Below are 15,581 nucleotides of genomic sequence, written 5' to 3' on the forward strand. Positions count from 1 at the left end.
CCTGCTCCATTCTATTTGTTTAAAATAATATTATTTGCATTATCATAGGTTATTTCCCTAAAATGCTTTTCTACTCCTTTTGAAAGCCATCGTAATGCATTTGCTATATCCGGTTCCCTGCCGCCAATTCTATGCATATCCGTTGCCATAAAGGAAATGTATCCGTTTTTTATCTGCCTTTTACACCAATAAGCATCTATATCAAAAATCCCTCCTTTTATGCTGCTGTAATTCATTTGAAATAATGCTCCCATAGCCATTATTTCTGTAAATCGGTCCGGCTTTCTTAAGCAGATATATCGCTCCACATGTGCCAATATCGGAATATATCCTGCAAATATAATATCTCTTGTTGCCCTCTTTAAATAACTAAAGCTGGCAGCCGGTTCAAATTCAACGAGTATATACTTACTGTTTGCCAAGGTAAGATACTCACCTTTTTTAATTTTTTCTATAGCAAAACCGGAATAAAATATTTCCTGACCGGTATAGATTTCACAGTCCATATCCCTCTCATGAATTTTTGACCTTATTATATTTATTTTTTCTATAATCTCCTCCGGCTTTAGATTCGGCATTGTATGGGGTGTTGCTATTATTTTTTTAATACCCTGTCCCATTGCCATATCTATAAGCTTAAGAGATTCTTCCAAATTCCTTGCTCCATCATCCACATCAAAAACTATATGTGAATGGATGTCTATTAAATACTCATTATCTTTCATATTCCTTTATTTTTATTTTCTTTTTTATTAACACCTGTTTTGACTTCTCTATTATACTGCTAGATATAATTTATTCAATGAGAACTTTATCTTTACTTAACTATATATTAATATTTTTGTTAACTGTGCTTAAATATTGCTTTGTTCTTTCAGTTTAGGGGTTGTTCTTCGGGGTTTTATATAATTAAGAGTATTTTTTTAGTATTTCAGCCAACATCATCATTTTTTTCATTCAGAAATTTTGGTTGTATATGTATTTTAACTGTTGATATTCATTGAAATTCATTGTATCTTTATATTATTAAAAATTTTGGGAGGAATTGATGAGACTTTTAATATGCGAAGATGAAGAAGATATTTTGAACGGACTTGCAAAGGGACTTCGCAAACTGAACTATTATGTTGATACTGCTATGGACGGTGAAGAAGCTCTTTCTCTTTATTTTGAGTCTGAATATGATCTTATAATACTTGATCTTAATATGCCCAAGCTCGACGGGCTGGAGGTTTTAAAGACTATCAGAGAGGACAATGCGGAAAGTAAGGTTATTATTTTATCTGCCAGAGATACACTGAATGATAAGGTGCTTGGACTTGATTTGGGTGCAAATGATTATCTGGTAAAACCTTTTCATTTTAGAGAATTGGAAGCAAGGATAAGAGTGCTTTTGCGCAATAATTACAGTACAAATGATGATACTATAAGAATTGAATCTCAGGATATCACTCTCTATCTCAGTAAAAAACAGGTGCAAAAAGGCGGTGAGATAATATCTCTTACACCTAAGGAATATTCTATATTTGAATATCTTTGTATAAACAAGGGGAATCTTATTTCCACAGGAGAACTCCTTGAGCATAATATTGATATGAATGCTAATGATGCTTCAACCGTAATAAAAGTACATATAGCCGCTATCAGAAAAAAACTCGGAAGTGATGTAATAAAAACAAACAGAGGTATGGGATATATTATAAATGACTAGTGTATCCCATACCTCTTTAATATTTTATTTTATCATATCATCCCTGTTTAGCCAGTATTTCATCAACTATCTTTGTGAAACCTTCCAAATCTCTTGCACCCTGTATTCCACCGATTATATTCCCGTTTGAATCTATAAATACAGTGGTAGGGAATGCCTGCAGACTCATTACAAAACTTTCCACATCTCCCTCAGGGATTATATTATGATAAGTAACATTGTTCTTATCAAGTACTTCCTTCACAGCATCAAAATCGCTTCCTGAATCCTGTGCTATTCCGACTACATTTACATTTTTTTCCTTCATATTTTCATAAAGTTTTTGTAATTCCGGAATCTCATGAACACATGGACCGCACCAGCTTCCCCATATATTCACAACAGTAAGCTTACTGTCTTTGAATATATCACTGCTTATTTCTTCACCTGCTACGGTTTTTGCATTAAACTCAGGGAACTTTATATCTTCCTGCTCTGAGCTTGCCTGCTTGGAATCGGCTTCCTTAGATTCAGCCTGCTTTGTATCATCCTGCTTAGACTCAGCCTGCTGTGACTGTGTACTTGCAGCATCATTTGAAGCTGTACCCTTTGCATTACAAGCACTTATAGAAGCTGTCATCATCAGTGCAAAACCCAAAACTAATATTTTCTTTTTCATATTAACTCCTTATATAGTTTGTTTCCGTATTATATCATATCCTTATTAAAGCTGACATTAAAAATATTTTAATTATATTAAGAATCTATACTAATTTTATATAGTATTTATAAATATCGCTTAATCCACTCCGGTTAATCAAAGATTTTATTACATTCAAATAGGACCGCTTTTGCGATCCTATCGATATCATGCTATATAGTTTATATTATTTTATCCATGCTCCGTCAAATCCAATTTTATATTCACCTACTTTTGTACTATATGCCATACTACCTTTTATATGACCTTTTTCAGTATTTTCATACATATAATACCATTTATCATTTATAAGTTTCCAGCCGGTTGCCATATATCCCTGTTCATCAAAATAGTACCAGTTTTTTATACCGTTATAATCTATCTGCTTCCATGTTGATTTAGGATATGCTCCGTTTGGTTCCTTATACCACCATCCATTTGCATCATTTATCCATGTGCCTGCAAGCGGTTTGTTATTATTTTTTGCACTTTTATCCTTTTTTGAATCTCTACTTGATCCTCTTCCTGAGCCTCCGCCTGAATTTCTTCCTTTTCTTCTTCCGCCTCCACTATTATCAGGCTTTTTAGGTACAGAAGGTGTAGCTTTGCCATGCGCTTTATTATCTTCTGAACCTGATTTGCCAGGTGTTACTATATCTGAAGGATTTTTCTTTTCAGGCTGCTGTGGTATCTGAGGTTGTTTTTCAGGTGTCTGTGGTTTATTAGGCTTTTTTTCCGGAGTTTGATTTTGCTGAGATTTATTTGGCTGAGTGTCAGGTGTTTGTGGTTGCTGCTGTGGTGTTCCCTGTTGCTGTGGCTGTTGCGAATTTGATTGTGCCGCTTTGACCTTTAGTACACCTCTTAATGCTGTACTTGCAGGCATATAATTATTTGTATAATTTATAGCTGTAGAAGTTGATATATTAAACTCTCCAACGGATGTTCCATCCGTCCCCCAGGTAAATGAAGGCATCTGCATAATCGCATCTTCTCTGTTATCCTCATTTGCAAGATTACTTACACTATAGTCTGAAAAATCATTTGGCAATGCTTCATTTACATTTATTTCCTTATCTGCCACTTCGACAGTTACAGGTCTTTTATTTATAGTGAATTTACCAAGATTCACTTCAAGCTCACCATAAGTAGGCGACAGCTTTGTTGTAACTTCATACTCTCCTGCATTTACAGGTTTATCACTGCTTATATTACCCTGCGCATCCTTATATTTAAATCCTATATTGCTATGATCCGGTGCTTCAAAATTATCTGCTCCATGTCCGCTCTTATCATAAACAGCATCGGAAACATTTGGAAAATCTATATTCTCAACTGCTGCTTCATCAAGTACAATGCTTCCGCTTTCTCCATTACTGTTGGTATATTTTATTGCGGCATTACCGTTCTCCTTTGTCCACATAAACTTTGTTTGAGAACCCGGATAAGCCAATATATCCCTGCTGTCATGTTCTGCAACATATCTTATCACCGGAGTACGATTATTATAAACTGTCTTATTCCAGCATATTATATTTGTTCTTTGTGCATCTATATCTACACTACTGTTTATTGAAGGTGGTGCCGCAAGCCCTATCACATCATTATTAGCCTTTATATCGGCAGCATTTTTTTCACCGCAGGCTAACAAAGTTCCACCTGTTATACTATGGTTTGTATCAGCTTTAGGCTGTAGAGTCAGAGCATAATCTGCCGCATAGTTTATTATTGTTCCGGCGGTCATATTAAACCGGCCTTTTCCGTTAAAGTTCACTGTAGGAGCACTTGCATGCTTTCCGCTTATAATTTCTCCACCCTTTATAGTGAAATTTGTATAGCCGTTTCTGTCTGTAGATGCAAGCGCTGAATGTGCTTCAGACCTCAATGTTCCTGAAACCATTTCAAATTCACCACCCGTTCCTGTTGACTTTATCTTTAGCAATACATTTGCGGCTGATCCTGTAATACTCGCTTCCCATATAATCTTTTTTCCCTGTGGTATAGTAATTTCTATACTGTTTGCGGTCGGTTCCATTTGCGCATTACCGCTGACTCTTATAATATCATGAGCCGCCAATGCATTTTCTATTGCTGTCTTTATATAAGAAGCCTTATCTGCTGTTCCTGCCGGAGGCGTTATGTCCACATTATGTGCAACAACATCTGCCATAGCACTTATTTCAAACGGTGTTGTTATACCAAGCGGCATAGACGCCGCCAAACAACATGCCAAAACTACACCCTTAAACTTAAATTGTTTCTTTTTCATTGTCATTTCCCTTATATAGTCCTTATTTTGTTACAGATAAGCCTTTATTTCCAAGGCTTATCTGTATATTCACTTGCAATTCTCAGATATCTTTTACTTTAAAATAACCACTCTGTTTGTCTTTATCTTAGGCATTTCTGTACTTGTAGTTGTAATCATAAAGTTCTCTGACCATAAAAGACATCTGTCTCCCTTTTTAATCTCGGAAAAATCCACTTCCTTTCCTGTTGATGCAAGCACAGGTTTTACAGATTTATCTACAGTCCATTTAGCATTATTTAAAGTATCCAAAAGTTCAATACCGCCGTCTACTTCCTCAGCCTTTTCAATACTGTCTGTGTACATAGGCATATGGAATCCCTCTTTTGCATTGGTAAGTACCACATATGAGTTTACCTGTGGAGGCATACTCGCCATATATTCAGGTGCTACCCATGCATAGATCTCATCGCCCTCCTTAGGTGCATCACTTACAAGACCTGTAGCCATATCTACAAAATTCAAACCTGCAGGATCAAGTACCAGGTCAACTTCTTCAGGAACCTCATTTTCTTCCTTTGTATCTGTACTTTCACTGCTTTCCACCTCATTACTCACATATGATATTCTCTCTATGCGGATAACCTTGTCTGTAACCGACTTTACCTTTCCGTTTTCAGCACCCGGTAGGCTTGGCATATCATCAGGCATCTGTGCATCTGTTTCAATGGTCATTCCTGCCTTGCCTGCCTCTACACTCTCCGGCATAACACTCTGCATCTCTGCTGTTTTTGTTTCAGCCGGTTTTGCATTACTTGTACATGCCATCAATAATGATGCGGCTGCCGCTGCCATAATAAGCTTTTTCAAATTCTTTTTCATATTTATCTCCTTTAAATTAATATTTTTATTATTTGAATATTACCATTTATACTCATAAATATCGCTACAACAAGCATTTCCCCATTACATCTTGTTTAAAGCATCCTCAACTGCCTTTGTAAATGACTCAAGGTCTCTTCCGCCCTGTATTTTATCAACTATATTTCCTTCAGAGTCTACCAAAAAGGTACTTGGGAATGCTTGAATACTCATTACAAAATCAGTAACAGCCCCCTCAGGTACTACATTCTGATAAGTAACCTTGTTCTTCTCCAAAATATCCTTTACCGCGTCCATATCTGTTCCTGCATCCTGTGCAAGTCCTATGACATTTACACCTTTATCCTTCATATTCTCATAAAGCTTTTGTAATTCAGGTATTTCAGCTACACATGGACCGCACCAGCTTCCCCATACATTTACCACTGTCAACTTGTTGTCTTTAAACACATCGCTACTTATATCCTCACCTGTTACTGTTTTTGCCTTAAACTCCGGGAACTTTTGAGACTTCTTATCTGTACTTGCCGCCGTACTTTCGGTCTTAGCATTTCCTCCGTCTTTGTCTGTACTGCTTTGACTTCCACAAGCTGTAGCACTTGCCATCATCATCAAAGCAAAACCTAAAATCAATAATCTTTTTTTCATATCTATTCTCCTTATGAATTTCTTTATCTTATGTCTATATACTAACATGGCTTTGGTTAAGCCTAAGTTAAGATTGATAAAACTATATCTTTTTAATATGCATAATTTGTTTTTGTTTTTAAAAGCTTATAAAGCATGGCTCCAAGCGGTAGAAACAGGATTATTGTAAAAGCCACCCAGATCAAATTTGAGGTAAGCTCATATGTTGCCAAAGTGTTTATAGTTATATGTATTAAAATGGACCACCTGAGTTTTCTTGTCTTCATATATACAATACCTGATATCAGTCCCATAATAGTTGCATATACGGACTGTACAAATGATAAATGTATAATTCCGAACATCAGTGATGAAACTATAAGTGCATATTTCGTATTCACTCTTTTTTCAAGGAAATTAAAAGTTACTCCTCTATATATAATCTCCTCATTGATAGGTGCAAGAATTCCTGCAACCACCAGACTTATAATAAATGATACAGTTGATTTATTTGCTGATGATGCATTCAAATACTCCAGACTGCTCTTTATAAAACCTATATTTGACAGTGCCGTGTTTTTTAATAACATTACCCATAATGTAGATATACCTCCAAAGGCTATACCTGCCATTATGCTACACACCACTCCTGTCTTTATATCCCAATGTACTTGTGCTTCCTTCTTATCCCTATTTATCCATTTAAAGAATATAATTGAATATACAAGAATTGATAAAGGATAAATCACCAGATAAATCCTATCCATCTCCTGTGGCAGAGTCAGCCAGTCAAGTATGGCACTTCCGGTCTTATTATAGGCAAAACCTAAACTGATTATCACAAGATCCGTAATTACAAAAAATATAAATCCCAGTAAAACAGCTATAAATGTAGCCCATGCAATCTTTAGTATTTTCATTTCTTCCCCCTATCCTATGCCTATACACTCAAGGCATATATTAACAGCTTTTTTTAATACCACCAGATGTTCATCTCTCATTACACCTGCAATAATCATTACCACACCTACTCCCAGCATAATATAAGGAAGTGCTTTATTCTTTTCCAACTTTTTTAAAATCTTTTTCATATTTTCATCCTTTAAAATCTATTATAAACTCTACAAAATCACCATCTACGCTGTTTGCGCTTATTCTGAATTTATGTCTGTCCAATATTTCCTTTACTATGGCAAGACCAAGACCGCTTCCACCGAATTTTTTAGCTCTGGACTTATCCACGCAGTAAAAAGCTTCAAATATCTTTTCAAGACTCTCTTTAGGAATACTTTCTCCATGATTTTTTATACTTAATGAATTGTCTCCAAGCTTTATTTCTATAAATGCATTTTCCCATGAATACCTTATAGCATTATGCACTATATTAAAGATAGCCTGTTTTATCAAAACTCTATCAGCATCTATAGTCATATTTTTATTATCACAAGTAAACTCTATATTCTGATTTTTTTCTTTGATTTTATAATCTAAATCCTCGATTATCTCATTTATAATTTTATACAAATAAACCTTTTCAATATTTAAGCTCTCTTCATTACTTAAAAGCCTAAGTCCCACTACTATCGAGTTCATCATCTCGATCTGTCTGCCCACAACTTCTACAAAGTCTTTATAATCCTCTATCTCCGGCTCTTCATCCAGATTTAATACCTCCAGGTTTGCCCTTATGGCTGCTACGGGAGTCTTTAATTCATGGGCAGCATTTTGCGAAAACCTTTTTTGCCTTTCATAGGATTCCCTTATATTCCCAAGCATATGGTTGAAGGCATTTTGCAGATCACCCAATTCATCAGTGCTTTTTACTATATGTATATCATCATTTATTTTAGTGATATCAAGCTTTTTTATTTCTCTGCTGAATTTATTGAGCGGCATCAAAACCTTACCTACCACCCACCACATCAAAGCGGTTCCCGCAACGGAAAATATTATCAATGTATAAAGACTGTTGATTCTAAATACACGCTGTGCAATATCAAAATCAAAAGTAAAGCTCGCATCACTGTTAAACGGTATATCCACATTATCGGGTATTATAAAAATATTGGATGCACTTTCTATATTAAACAAGAATAACAACACCGAGATTACACAGAGCACTGCAGCTGTAAGTAATGTTACCTTTATTCTTATAGACAGTTTATTCCACATTTGCACATCCTCTGCAACCACTCTTACAAGCTTTGACATTAACAGGCTTTTCTTCTTTTTTCTTTCCAAGACCTGCATATGTCATAACCAAGGCATCATGTCTGCAGGCTGCAGTACATGCACCGCATCTGATACATTCCAAAGAGTTAGGATTGGCTCTTACATTTATATCCATCTTACATGATCTTTCACATAAGCCGCAGTTTACACATTTATCGGATACAAATTCCATCTTGTAAAATCCTATTTTATTAAAGAAGGAATAAAAAGCTCCAAGCGGACATATATATTTACAAAATGGTCTGTACGTAAATATTGATAAAGCTATTATTACTATTAAAATACTTAGTTTCCAAAAGAATAAAAATCCTATTGTATTTCTAAGTCCTTCATTTTTAGCAAGTAAAGGTAATGCTCCTCCAAGTGTTCCGGCAGGACATATCAGTTTACAAAAATACGGTGCTCCAAGCCCGAACTGATTTGTTAAAAACATAGGCAGCAATATTACAAATACTAAAAGTATAAAGAACTTTAGATATCTGAGCGGTCTGTCAACCTTTTCCGGTATTTTAAACTTCGGGGTAGGTATCTTATATAAAAGATCCTGTACAAAGCCGAAAGGACATAAAAGTCCGCATACCAGTCTGCCAAATAATGCTCCTATAAGTATCATTATTCCAAGTACATAATAGGATATGCTGAATTTTTTACTTCCTATTACCGCCTGTAATGAGCCAATCGGACAGGAACCTACCGCTCCCGGACATGAATAGCAGTTCAGTCCCGGAACACATGCCACTTTTGTATTTCCTGTATATATCCTTCCCTCAAAAAAGCCCTTTAAATTCGCATTGGTAGCAAGGCTCGCCAATGCCTGTATAATATTTTTCTTCCTCTCTTGAAGCTTTGTATATTTATTCTCGAAGTATTTCATTTTTTGTCTCCTACAAATTTTCTTTTGTATATATTATCATGTTTTCGGTTAAGATAAAGTAAATTTTTTTCAATAAAAATAACTCTATCGAAATTAGCTTCATCCGATAGAGCTATTTGAGTTTGTTTTATGATTTCTTATTCTTCGTCTGTTTTTTTATTATATGATTTACCGTCATATGCAACTTTGCCTAGACTGACCATAAATTTGCCAGGGTTTATTTTTGCTTTTTTATTTTGAACCTTTTTAGAGTCACCATCTTACCAATTACATAATTTATATCGCTCTTTAATGTACTACCTTTTTGAATGTTGCTTAAACCATCTCCCCTAAGTATCATATTTGTAGCAGTTAAAGTGTACATTTGTTCATTTAGTTCAACTACTAAAAGTCTTTTTTTCTCCATTTTTTTTGTTTTGCCCTTGTTTTATCTTTCCCATACTTATTTTCATCACTTGCTATCATAAGTTCCATGCCGCTAATAATAAAACCTACACTGTCTGTAGTGAAATAATTTAGGAATATCAATGGTCGTAGATATAATTTTTTTTTATCACTTAAATGCATCTATTCTATAATATAATTTAATACTCTATTTTTTTTACAATCCCAGTATCCTTAAACAATTCGTAAAACTCATTAATGCAATCATGCTTCTGTATACTTGAAAATTGTGTTGGTCTATTTGAGCTAAATGTAAAATCAATTCTTCTTTTTGCTCTTGATAATGCAACAAAAAATGTACATCTATCCTCATCAGGTTGATTTTTAAAATTCCAAAATGCCGAATCCTCTAATCCAACAAAAAATATAGTATCGTATTCAAGTCCCTTACTTTTATGAATTGTCATTATTGGGATTGAATTTTTTCCTTCAAAGTTATCAATAGCTTTAATCCAATCTTTAGTCTCATCATATTCAATCCATACTAACCTTTTAAACTGTTCTACCAAATTATCAAAATAGTCTCTAGATTTGTATTGTTGAAACTTTGATGCAAATTTTTCATATGAAATATATTTAATTGTATAATCAACTAAATCCGAGAATTGTTCTTCATAAGTAATATTTAATTTTTTCTTAGTATCATTAATCATTAATTCAACTTTTCTAATAAAATCTTTTATTATTTGAGGGTTACAACTTTCATCTATTCCGTCTAATTCGCATAGTATATCGTAAATATAATCCCAGTCATCTGGCATACCATCCTTTGATGCCAACCTAAAGAGTGAAACCAATATCTTTATTACGTCTTCTTTCAATAAATCCTGATATACTGCTTCATTGCGTGCCTTAATATTATGTTGGGCAAGTTTATCAATAATCTCTTGTGAATAAACATCGACCATCTGCTTTACTATTATACAAATTTCATTAATTTTTATACCAGTTGATATTAAACTATCAATTTCCTCACTTAGTACATCAGCTTCTTTTATATAATCTTCAAAAAGTCTTAAATAAGCTTCTCCATCTTCTTGATTCCATTTTTCATTAGTTTTTAAGTCAATTATGTCTTCATTCAAGCTGTTATACATAGCTTTTTGTATCTCTACGAGTCTTGGTGCTGAGCGATGATTCATCATTAATGTTCTTTTTTGACTTAAAAAATCATTTTGAAAATCTGAAAATATTGACTTTCTAGCGCCAGCCCATAACATTATTCGTTGTTTGCTATCCCCTACAGCAGTAATTATTGTCCCTGTTTGAAAAAAACAAGTTTTAACAAGATCATATTGAATTGATGTAGTATCTTGAAACTCATCTAAAAACACATGACTATAAGTCATTTCAATCGCTTTCTTAATATACCTATTCGTTCTAATCAAATACTCTGCTAAACGTGATATCATCTCAAAAGTAAGTGAACTTTCAAAATTATCATTTCTACTGCCTTTAAGTAATATATTCCAAGTACAAATGAAAATTTCAGCTATACAATCTGTAGATAAAGGCAATATATTTGCTGAAAGTATATTACCCACTCTATTAAATTCAGTTTGATTTTCTCCGAAGTTCAATCCAGCTATCTCAAATGCTCTCTTAATATCTTTAGTTTCAGCTATTTTGTAGTTATTTAATGGTCTATATGATTCATCTAAACTATTTTTAAATCTATCTACAATTTCTTTGGCAAATGCATCATAGGTCTTTGATTCAAACCTTAAAGATAATTCTTTCCCACATCTCAATTCAACACGTTCTCTTAAATTGTCAGCTGCGTCCTTTTTAAAACTAATAGCAAGAATTTTTTTAGGATATCTACATGTATTAGTCTCTAGTAAAAAGCATGCTCTCTGAGCTAATAATTCTGTTTTTCCAGCTCCAGGACCAGCTACAACAAGTGTATTTTTATCATTAACAACCGTATCCATAGCCTCAGCTTCTAATCTAAATCCATCAGCTGGACACCATTCTTCCTTGTCGACCCAATTTCTATTCATAATCTTAGTCTCCTAAATTATCTTTAATCTTTTCAATAACACGACTTACAAAATCTTTTAGACAGTCTGGAAAACTTTCAAAATCTATGTTAGTACTATTAGAAAATAAAGATAAATGAGTGGTTGGTTTACCTCTTCCTAAAAAGAAATATGAATACCATATCATAAGTTCTTTCTCTTTCTCAGTATAAGTAGATCCATCTCCACCTTCTTGTTTTAACGTCAATTTAATATCACTATCTATTCTAGCTTTATAAGCTGTTTTTAGTTCATCTTCAGTAGCTTCGTTAATAACAATATCTTGTATTCTTCCATGACCTTTTATCCTAGGACCCTCACTACTGGTTAATACTGAAATATATTCATCTTTAAAACTTTGTAACATTGTAAAATCTATATCTAACGGAGTTGAAAAATAAACATCATAACTTTTTAGACGTTCAATCCATCCCAACATAATGTTAGTTTCAGCTACATCCCAAGTATGCATATTTTCTAATTTTTCATCTGATAGAGTTCCTTCACTTGTGCTAAGCAATGAATTTTTGTCATAACCAATCTTGATTAATTGTTGTATTGCATACTTTATGCGTCCCCAACCACCTCCGTCTCGTTCTCTATCTAAATCAAGCAAAGTAATAAATGGAATTTCTAAATCATTTAATAAACGCCAAAAATGATTAACATGTCTACCACCTAATGGGACTATTGAAATTTCTGATGAGTCTACAGATTCCTTTTTTAATTCAATCATTTTCTTAATAATAATCTCTTCACTGTCACCTTCGCCCAATACAACAAGTTTCGCAAAATAAAGTTCTGGATATGCTAATACTGCTTCTTTTACAAATTTAAATTGATCCGCTTCATTTTCTTCGTCTGGTAATATAATTGAATTCACCTTTGTACATTCATGTTCCTTACAAATTCTAAAATATCTTATATTTGTTGGTTCAACTCTCTTTACTATCGCTGGTGAATGTGATGTCAATATTGTCTGCGAATTTTCTTTTGTAGAAATAAGTTTTAACTTTTCAACTACTCTTCCTAAAAGTTGAGGTGAAATATGATTTTCTGGTTCTTCAACTGCAACAATTGTTAATACAGGTGGTACTAATGTAAATATATCTTCTTCTTTACCTTCATTAATAGATTCTAGAATTTCTTCTTCAATTTCTAAAAATGTATTTACAAGTGATAGATAAAATAAAGAACGTAAACCATCCCCAAGTTCTTCCACACGATAATCTCGATGTGTCCCTGTAGGTGAAAATGTAACTTCAACTTTATTTAAAATTGTCTCTAAATTAGTACTATTGAAATTAATTTTGGGACTAGAATATCTAATATCCCTATGATAACTATTCCATTGATTTTCTAGCGATTTCTTTAATAATTCAACCCCTTTTTCTTCAAAGAAAATTTTCTCCGTTTCACTTACTTTCATTTTGATTTTTTCCTTTGTTTGTTCTGACCAACTTATACCATTTAATAATCTTGAAATTATTGTTCCTGAAACATTTTTTAATTGTTCATCCGGCTTCCTAATAGCAGGTACATAAATCATCTTTATTTGATCAAGATCATGTCTTCTGACATTACGCTTATCTTCAATACTTATTTCTTTTGTTGATGATGTTATATAATATATGTTTGTATCAATACTTCCTTCAGGATTTGAGCTTTTTTCCCAATTTGCTTCAAGTCTAATCCTTAAATAAGGCTTTCCGCTTGGGTCACTAACCAACATATTTTTGAAAAATATTGGTACAGATGCATTGTCTTTTCCTCTATCCAATTCGGGAAACATAAATTGTGCTTCAATATATAATTCACTATTATTAACACTATCGGGGTCAATACTTTCAGGTATATGAAAATCTGATCTTTCAATAATTCTATCACTGGATTTTTCTCCAAATAGTTTCATAAGTGCACTTAATAAAGCAGTTTTACCACTGCTATTACGACCTATAAATCCTGTTAAATTATTAATTTCAATATTTGTAGGTTCTTTTCCGAAGCATCTATAGTTACTAAGAATTATTTTTGTCAGTTGCATAATATTTTTCCTCCACAATCTCAATGATTCCTTTTAATACTATATTTTTCCTTTATGTGGATATACTGTTTACAACATTTATTTGCGTAATGACTACTATAAACGGCACACCAACTCTTCATTTTTCTGGTTTTAAACTTTGGCTAATCTCTAAAAACTCTGTGTTTACTCGACTATTTGCCTATGTCATTATTATGTCACTAGACCACAGGCATGATCATATACCTTGTTAATTTCAGTCTTTCCAACTGTGCCAAGCCTTGTACGTAGCTCTGAGACATCCGCAGGTGTAAAGAATTCTCCACCGGACTTACCTGCATTTGATGCATATATTGTCATAATGTATTCATAGGTATCTCCAAAGGCATCAATATAATGTTTTTTTACATATCCAAGATTCATACCGGCAAAACCATCAAGAAGCTTGCAAAGTTTTTCATTCCTCTTTGCTACTGTTGAACCAAGCTTATTAATGTTTACATCAAAGTCATTGAACAAAAATGCAAAGTCAGATTCCGATTCACTTCCCTTTGCTGATTCTTCAATATGACGAAATACATTCTCAAGAGTTTCATTAAGATTTTCATCATCTTTGGCTTTTGCTCTGACATTACAAAACAGCTCTGACGGCAAAATAAAGAATCTTTTTTCTTCAACAAGCTTCTGTCTGGCTTCTTCTGCTTCAGTGTCATCCATCTTTGCATAATCAAAGTATGTGTTCCCTGCTTCAATTTCTCCTACATTAATACAATCCGTTATATTTTCAGAAATATATCTATAAAACATAGTGCCAAGTACATAATTCATAAAATTCCAACCATCTACTGCACCTCTAAGTTCATCCGCAATTACCCATATTGCACGATGAAGTTCATCACGTTCCTGCTCTTTCTTATTATCTATAGCCATCGCTATTTATCCTCTCCTGCATTAACCTAGCTACATATAAATAAGATAAACGGTGAAAACAACTCATATTATTTTAATTATTTATAAAACACTGCATTATTATACCATATATACTTTATAACTCCTATGTATACAACCAACATAATCTTTAACATCCACTAAAAAGCGGGTTGAAGATCAACCCACCACACATTTCACAAATAAACTATTTTATAGAGCATCTAAAGTCATCTGCTTTTGAAACTCCTCGACCTTGTCTGCTTTTAAAGCTATGCTTACGAGTGACTCTATCATCATAAGGAACAATAGATTTATAAACTTTTCCTATCTTTCAACATCCTCATAATCTTCAAATTCATCCAGATACATATCCCATATATGGTCATAAGGCCTAACCTTTTTGGCATCATTTTCGATATCCTCCAAAGATAGTTTGTTGTATCCGTTTTCAGATGTACTCAAACCTTTGCGTGCATTTTTCCATGAAGTCTCATCATGTGAAAGTTTGCTAAGTTTCCATGATGCCAGCTCTCCATACTGTGCTATCACATTAGAAACAATGTATATATCTTTATCCGATATATTTTCCGTTTCTTTGGAAATAATTTCTCCATCAAAAAAACTCTTTCGAACTGCAACACAGACCGGACCGTAACGCCATCCTTCAAATTCATCAATGAAAAGTGGCTCCCCTGTAATTGCAAAACTTTCTCGCTGTGAAAAATAAAGCAGCTTGTGCAATTTCATTTCGTCAATTGCTTCACCTGACATTTTGCGATATTCGTCGCAAATATATCGTGCAACATTAATCGCTCTTTCCATAGTTTTTCCTCCATTCTTTTCTTGTGAAATCTGCCATATAAAATGGCACCAATAAAAATAGCAAGAAAAGACTTATCTATGAACATATGAT

14 protein-coding genes and 1 pseudogene are annotated in these 15,581 nt (G+C 33.6%); 1 reads left to right on the forward strand and 14 read right to left on the reverse strand.

From position 1 onward, the window contains the following. Positions 1–11: 11 nt before the first annotated feature. The gene (locus tag EHV10_RS00540) at positions 12–725 is read right to left on the reverse strand and encodes a CpsB/CapC family capsule biosynthesis tyrosine phosphatase (RefSeq protein WP_128672935.1); all 714 of its coding nucleotides are present in this window, start codon (positions 723–725) and stop codon (positions 12–14) included. Between the two features lie 323 nt (positions 726–1,048). Here EHV10_RS00540 and EHV10_RS00545 point away from each other — a divergent pair, with 323 nt between their 5' ends. Beyond that, on the forward strand, positions 1,049–1,711 hold the full coding sequence (locus EHV10_RS00545; protein WP_128672936.1) for a response regulator transcription factor: 663 nt from the start codon (positions 1,049–1,051) through the stop codon (positions 1,709–1,711). A 37-nt stretch (positions 1,712–1,748) separates the two neighbouring features. On the opposite strand, the gene EHV10_RS00550 is transcribed toward EHV10_RS00545, so the two are convergent. From EHV10_RS00550 to EHV10_RS00605, 13 genes and pseudogenes are all read right to left on the reverse strand, one after another. Continuing rightward, entirely contained in the window at positions 1,749–2,369 is a 621-nt protein-coding gene (locus tag EHV10_RS00550; protein WP_128672937.1) for a TlpA family protein disulfide reductase, read from the reverse strand. Positions 2,370–2,577: 208 nt separating this feature from the next. Next, on the reverse strand, positions 2,578–4,656 hold the full coding sequence (locus tag EHV10_RS00555; RefSeq protein WP_128672938.1) for a hypothetical protein: 2,079 nt from the start codon (positions 4,654–4,656) through the stop codon (positions 2,578–2,580). Between the two features lie 93 nt (positions 4,657–4,749). Further along, positions 4,750–5,517 carry a hypothetical protein gene (locus tag EHV10_RS00560; RefSeq protein ID WP_128672939.1) on the reverse strand — a complete coding sequence of 256 codons (768 nt, stop codon included), beginning with the start codon at positions 5,515–5,517 and terminating at the stop codon, positions 4,750–4,752. A gap of 84 nt (positions 5,518–5,601) precedes the next feature. Further along, complete coding sequence (locus EHV10_RS00565; protein ID WP_128672940.1) at positions 5,602–6,165, reverse strand: TlpA family protein disulfide reductase; 564 nt, start codon at positions 6,163–6,165, stop codon at positions 5,602–5,604. Between the two features lie 92 nt (positions 6,166–6,257). Further along, a complete protein-coding gene (locus tag EHV10_RS00570) occupies positions 6,258–7,064 on the reverse strand; it encodes a CPBP family intramembrane glutamic endopeptidase (protein WP_128672941.1) in 807 nt (268 codons plus the stop codon). 9 nt (positions 7,065–7,073) lie between these two features. Next, positions 7,074–7,235 (reverse strand): CD1871A family CXXC motif-containing protein, encoded by a 162-nt coding sequence (locus tag EHV10_RS14595; RefSeq protein ID WP_167456714.1) that lies wholly within the window; start codon positions 7,233–7,235, stop codon positions 7,074–7,076. Positions 7,236–7,239: 4 nt separating this feature from the next. After that, on the reverse strand, positions 7,240–8,355 hold the full coding sequence (locus EHV10_RS00575) for a sensor histidine kinase (protein WP_243116028.1): 1,116 nt from the start codon (positions 8,353–8,355) through the stop codon (positions 7,240–7,242). After that, a complete protein-coding gene (locus EHV10_RS00580; RefSeq protein WP_128672942.1) occupies positions 8,306–9,250 on the reverse strand; it encodes a 4Fe-4S binding protein in 945 nt (314 codons plus the stop codon). Before EHV10_RS00580 ends, EHV10_RS00575 begins: the two co-directional genes overlap by 50 nt. A gap of 384 nt (positions 9,251–9,634) precedes the next feature. After that, entirely contained in the window at positions 9,635–9,817 is a 183-nt protein-coding gene (locus EHV10_RS14475; protein WP_128672943.1) for a hypothetical protein, read from the reverse strand. 17 nt (positions 9,818–9,834) lie between these two features. Then, positions 9,835–11,697, reverse strand: coding sequence for a UvrD-helicase domain-containing protein (locus EHV10_RS00590; protein ID WP_128672944.1), 1,863 nt, complete (start codon positions 11,695–11,697; stop codon positions 9,835–9,837). A gap of 4 nt (positions 11,698–11,701) precedes the next feature. Further along, entirely contained in the window at positions 11,702–13,759 is a 2,058-nt protein-coding gene (locus EHV10_RS00595) for an AAA family ATPase (protein ID WP_128672945.1), read from the reverse strand. A 204-nt stretch (positions 13,760–13,963) separates the two neighbouring features. Then, positions 13,964–14,668, reverse strand: a pseudogene (locus EHV10_RS00600) (type I restriction-modification system subunit M); the annotation flags it as partial. A gap of 324 nt (positions 14,669–14,992) precedes the next feature. Continuing rightward, entirely contained in the window at positions 14,993–15,490 is a 498-nt protein-coding gene (locus EHV10_RS00605) for a Panacea domain-containing protein (RefSeq protein ID WP_128672946.1), read from the reverse strand. Positions 15,491–15,581: the final 91 nt, after the last annotated feature.

Origin of the sequence: Lachnoanaerobaculum gingivalis, from assembly GCF_003862475.1 — a bacterium.
Taxonomy (GTDB): domain Bacteria; phylum Bacillota; class Clostridia; order Lachnospirales; family Lachnospiraceae; genus Lachnoanaerobaculum; species Lachnoanaerobaculum gingivalis.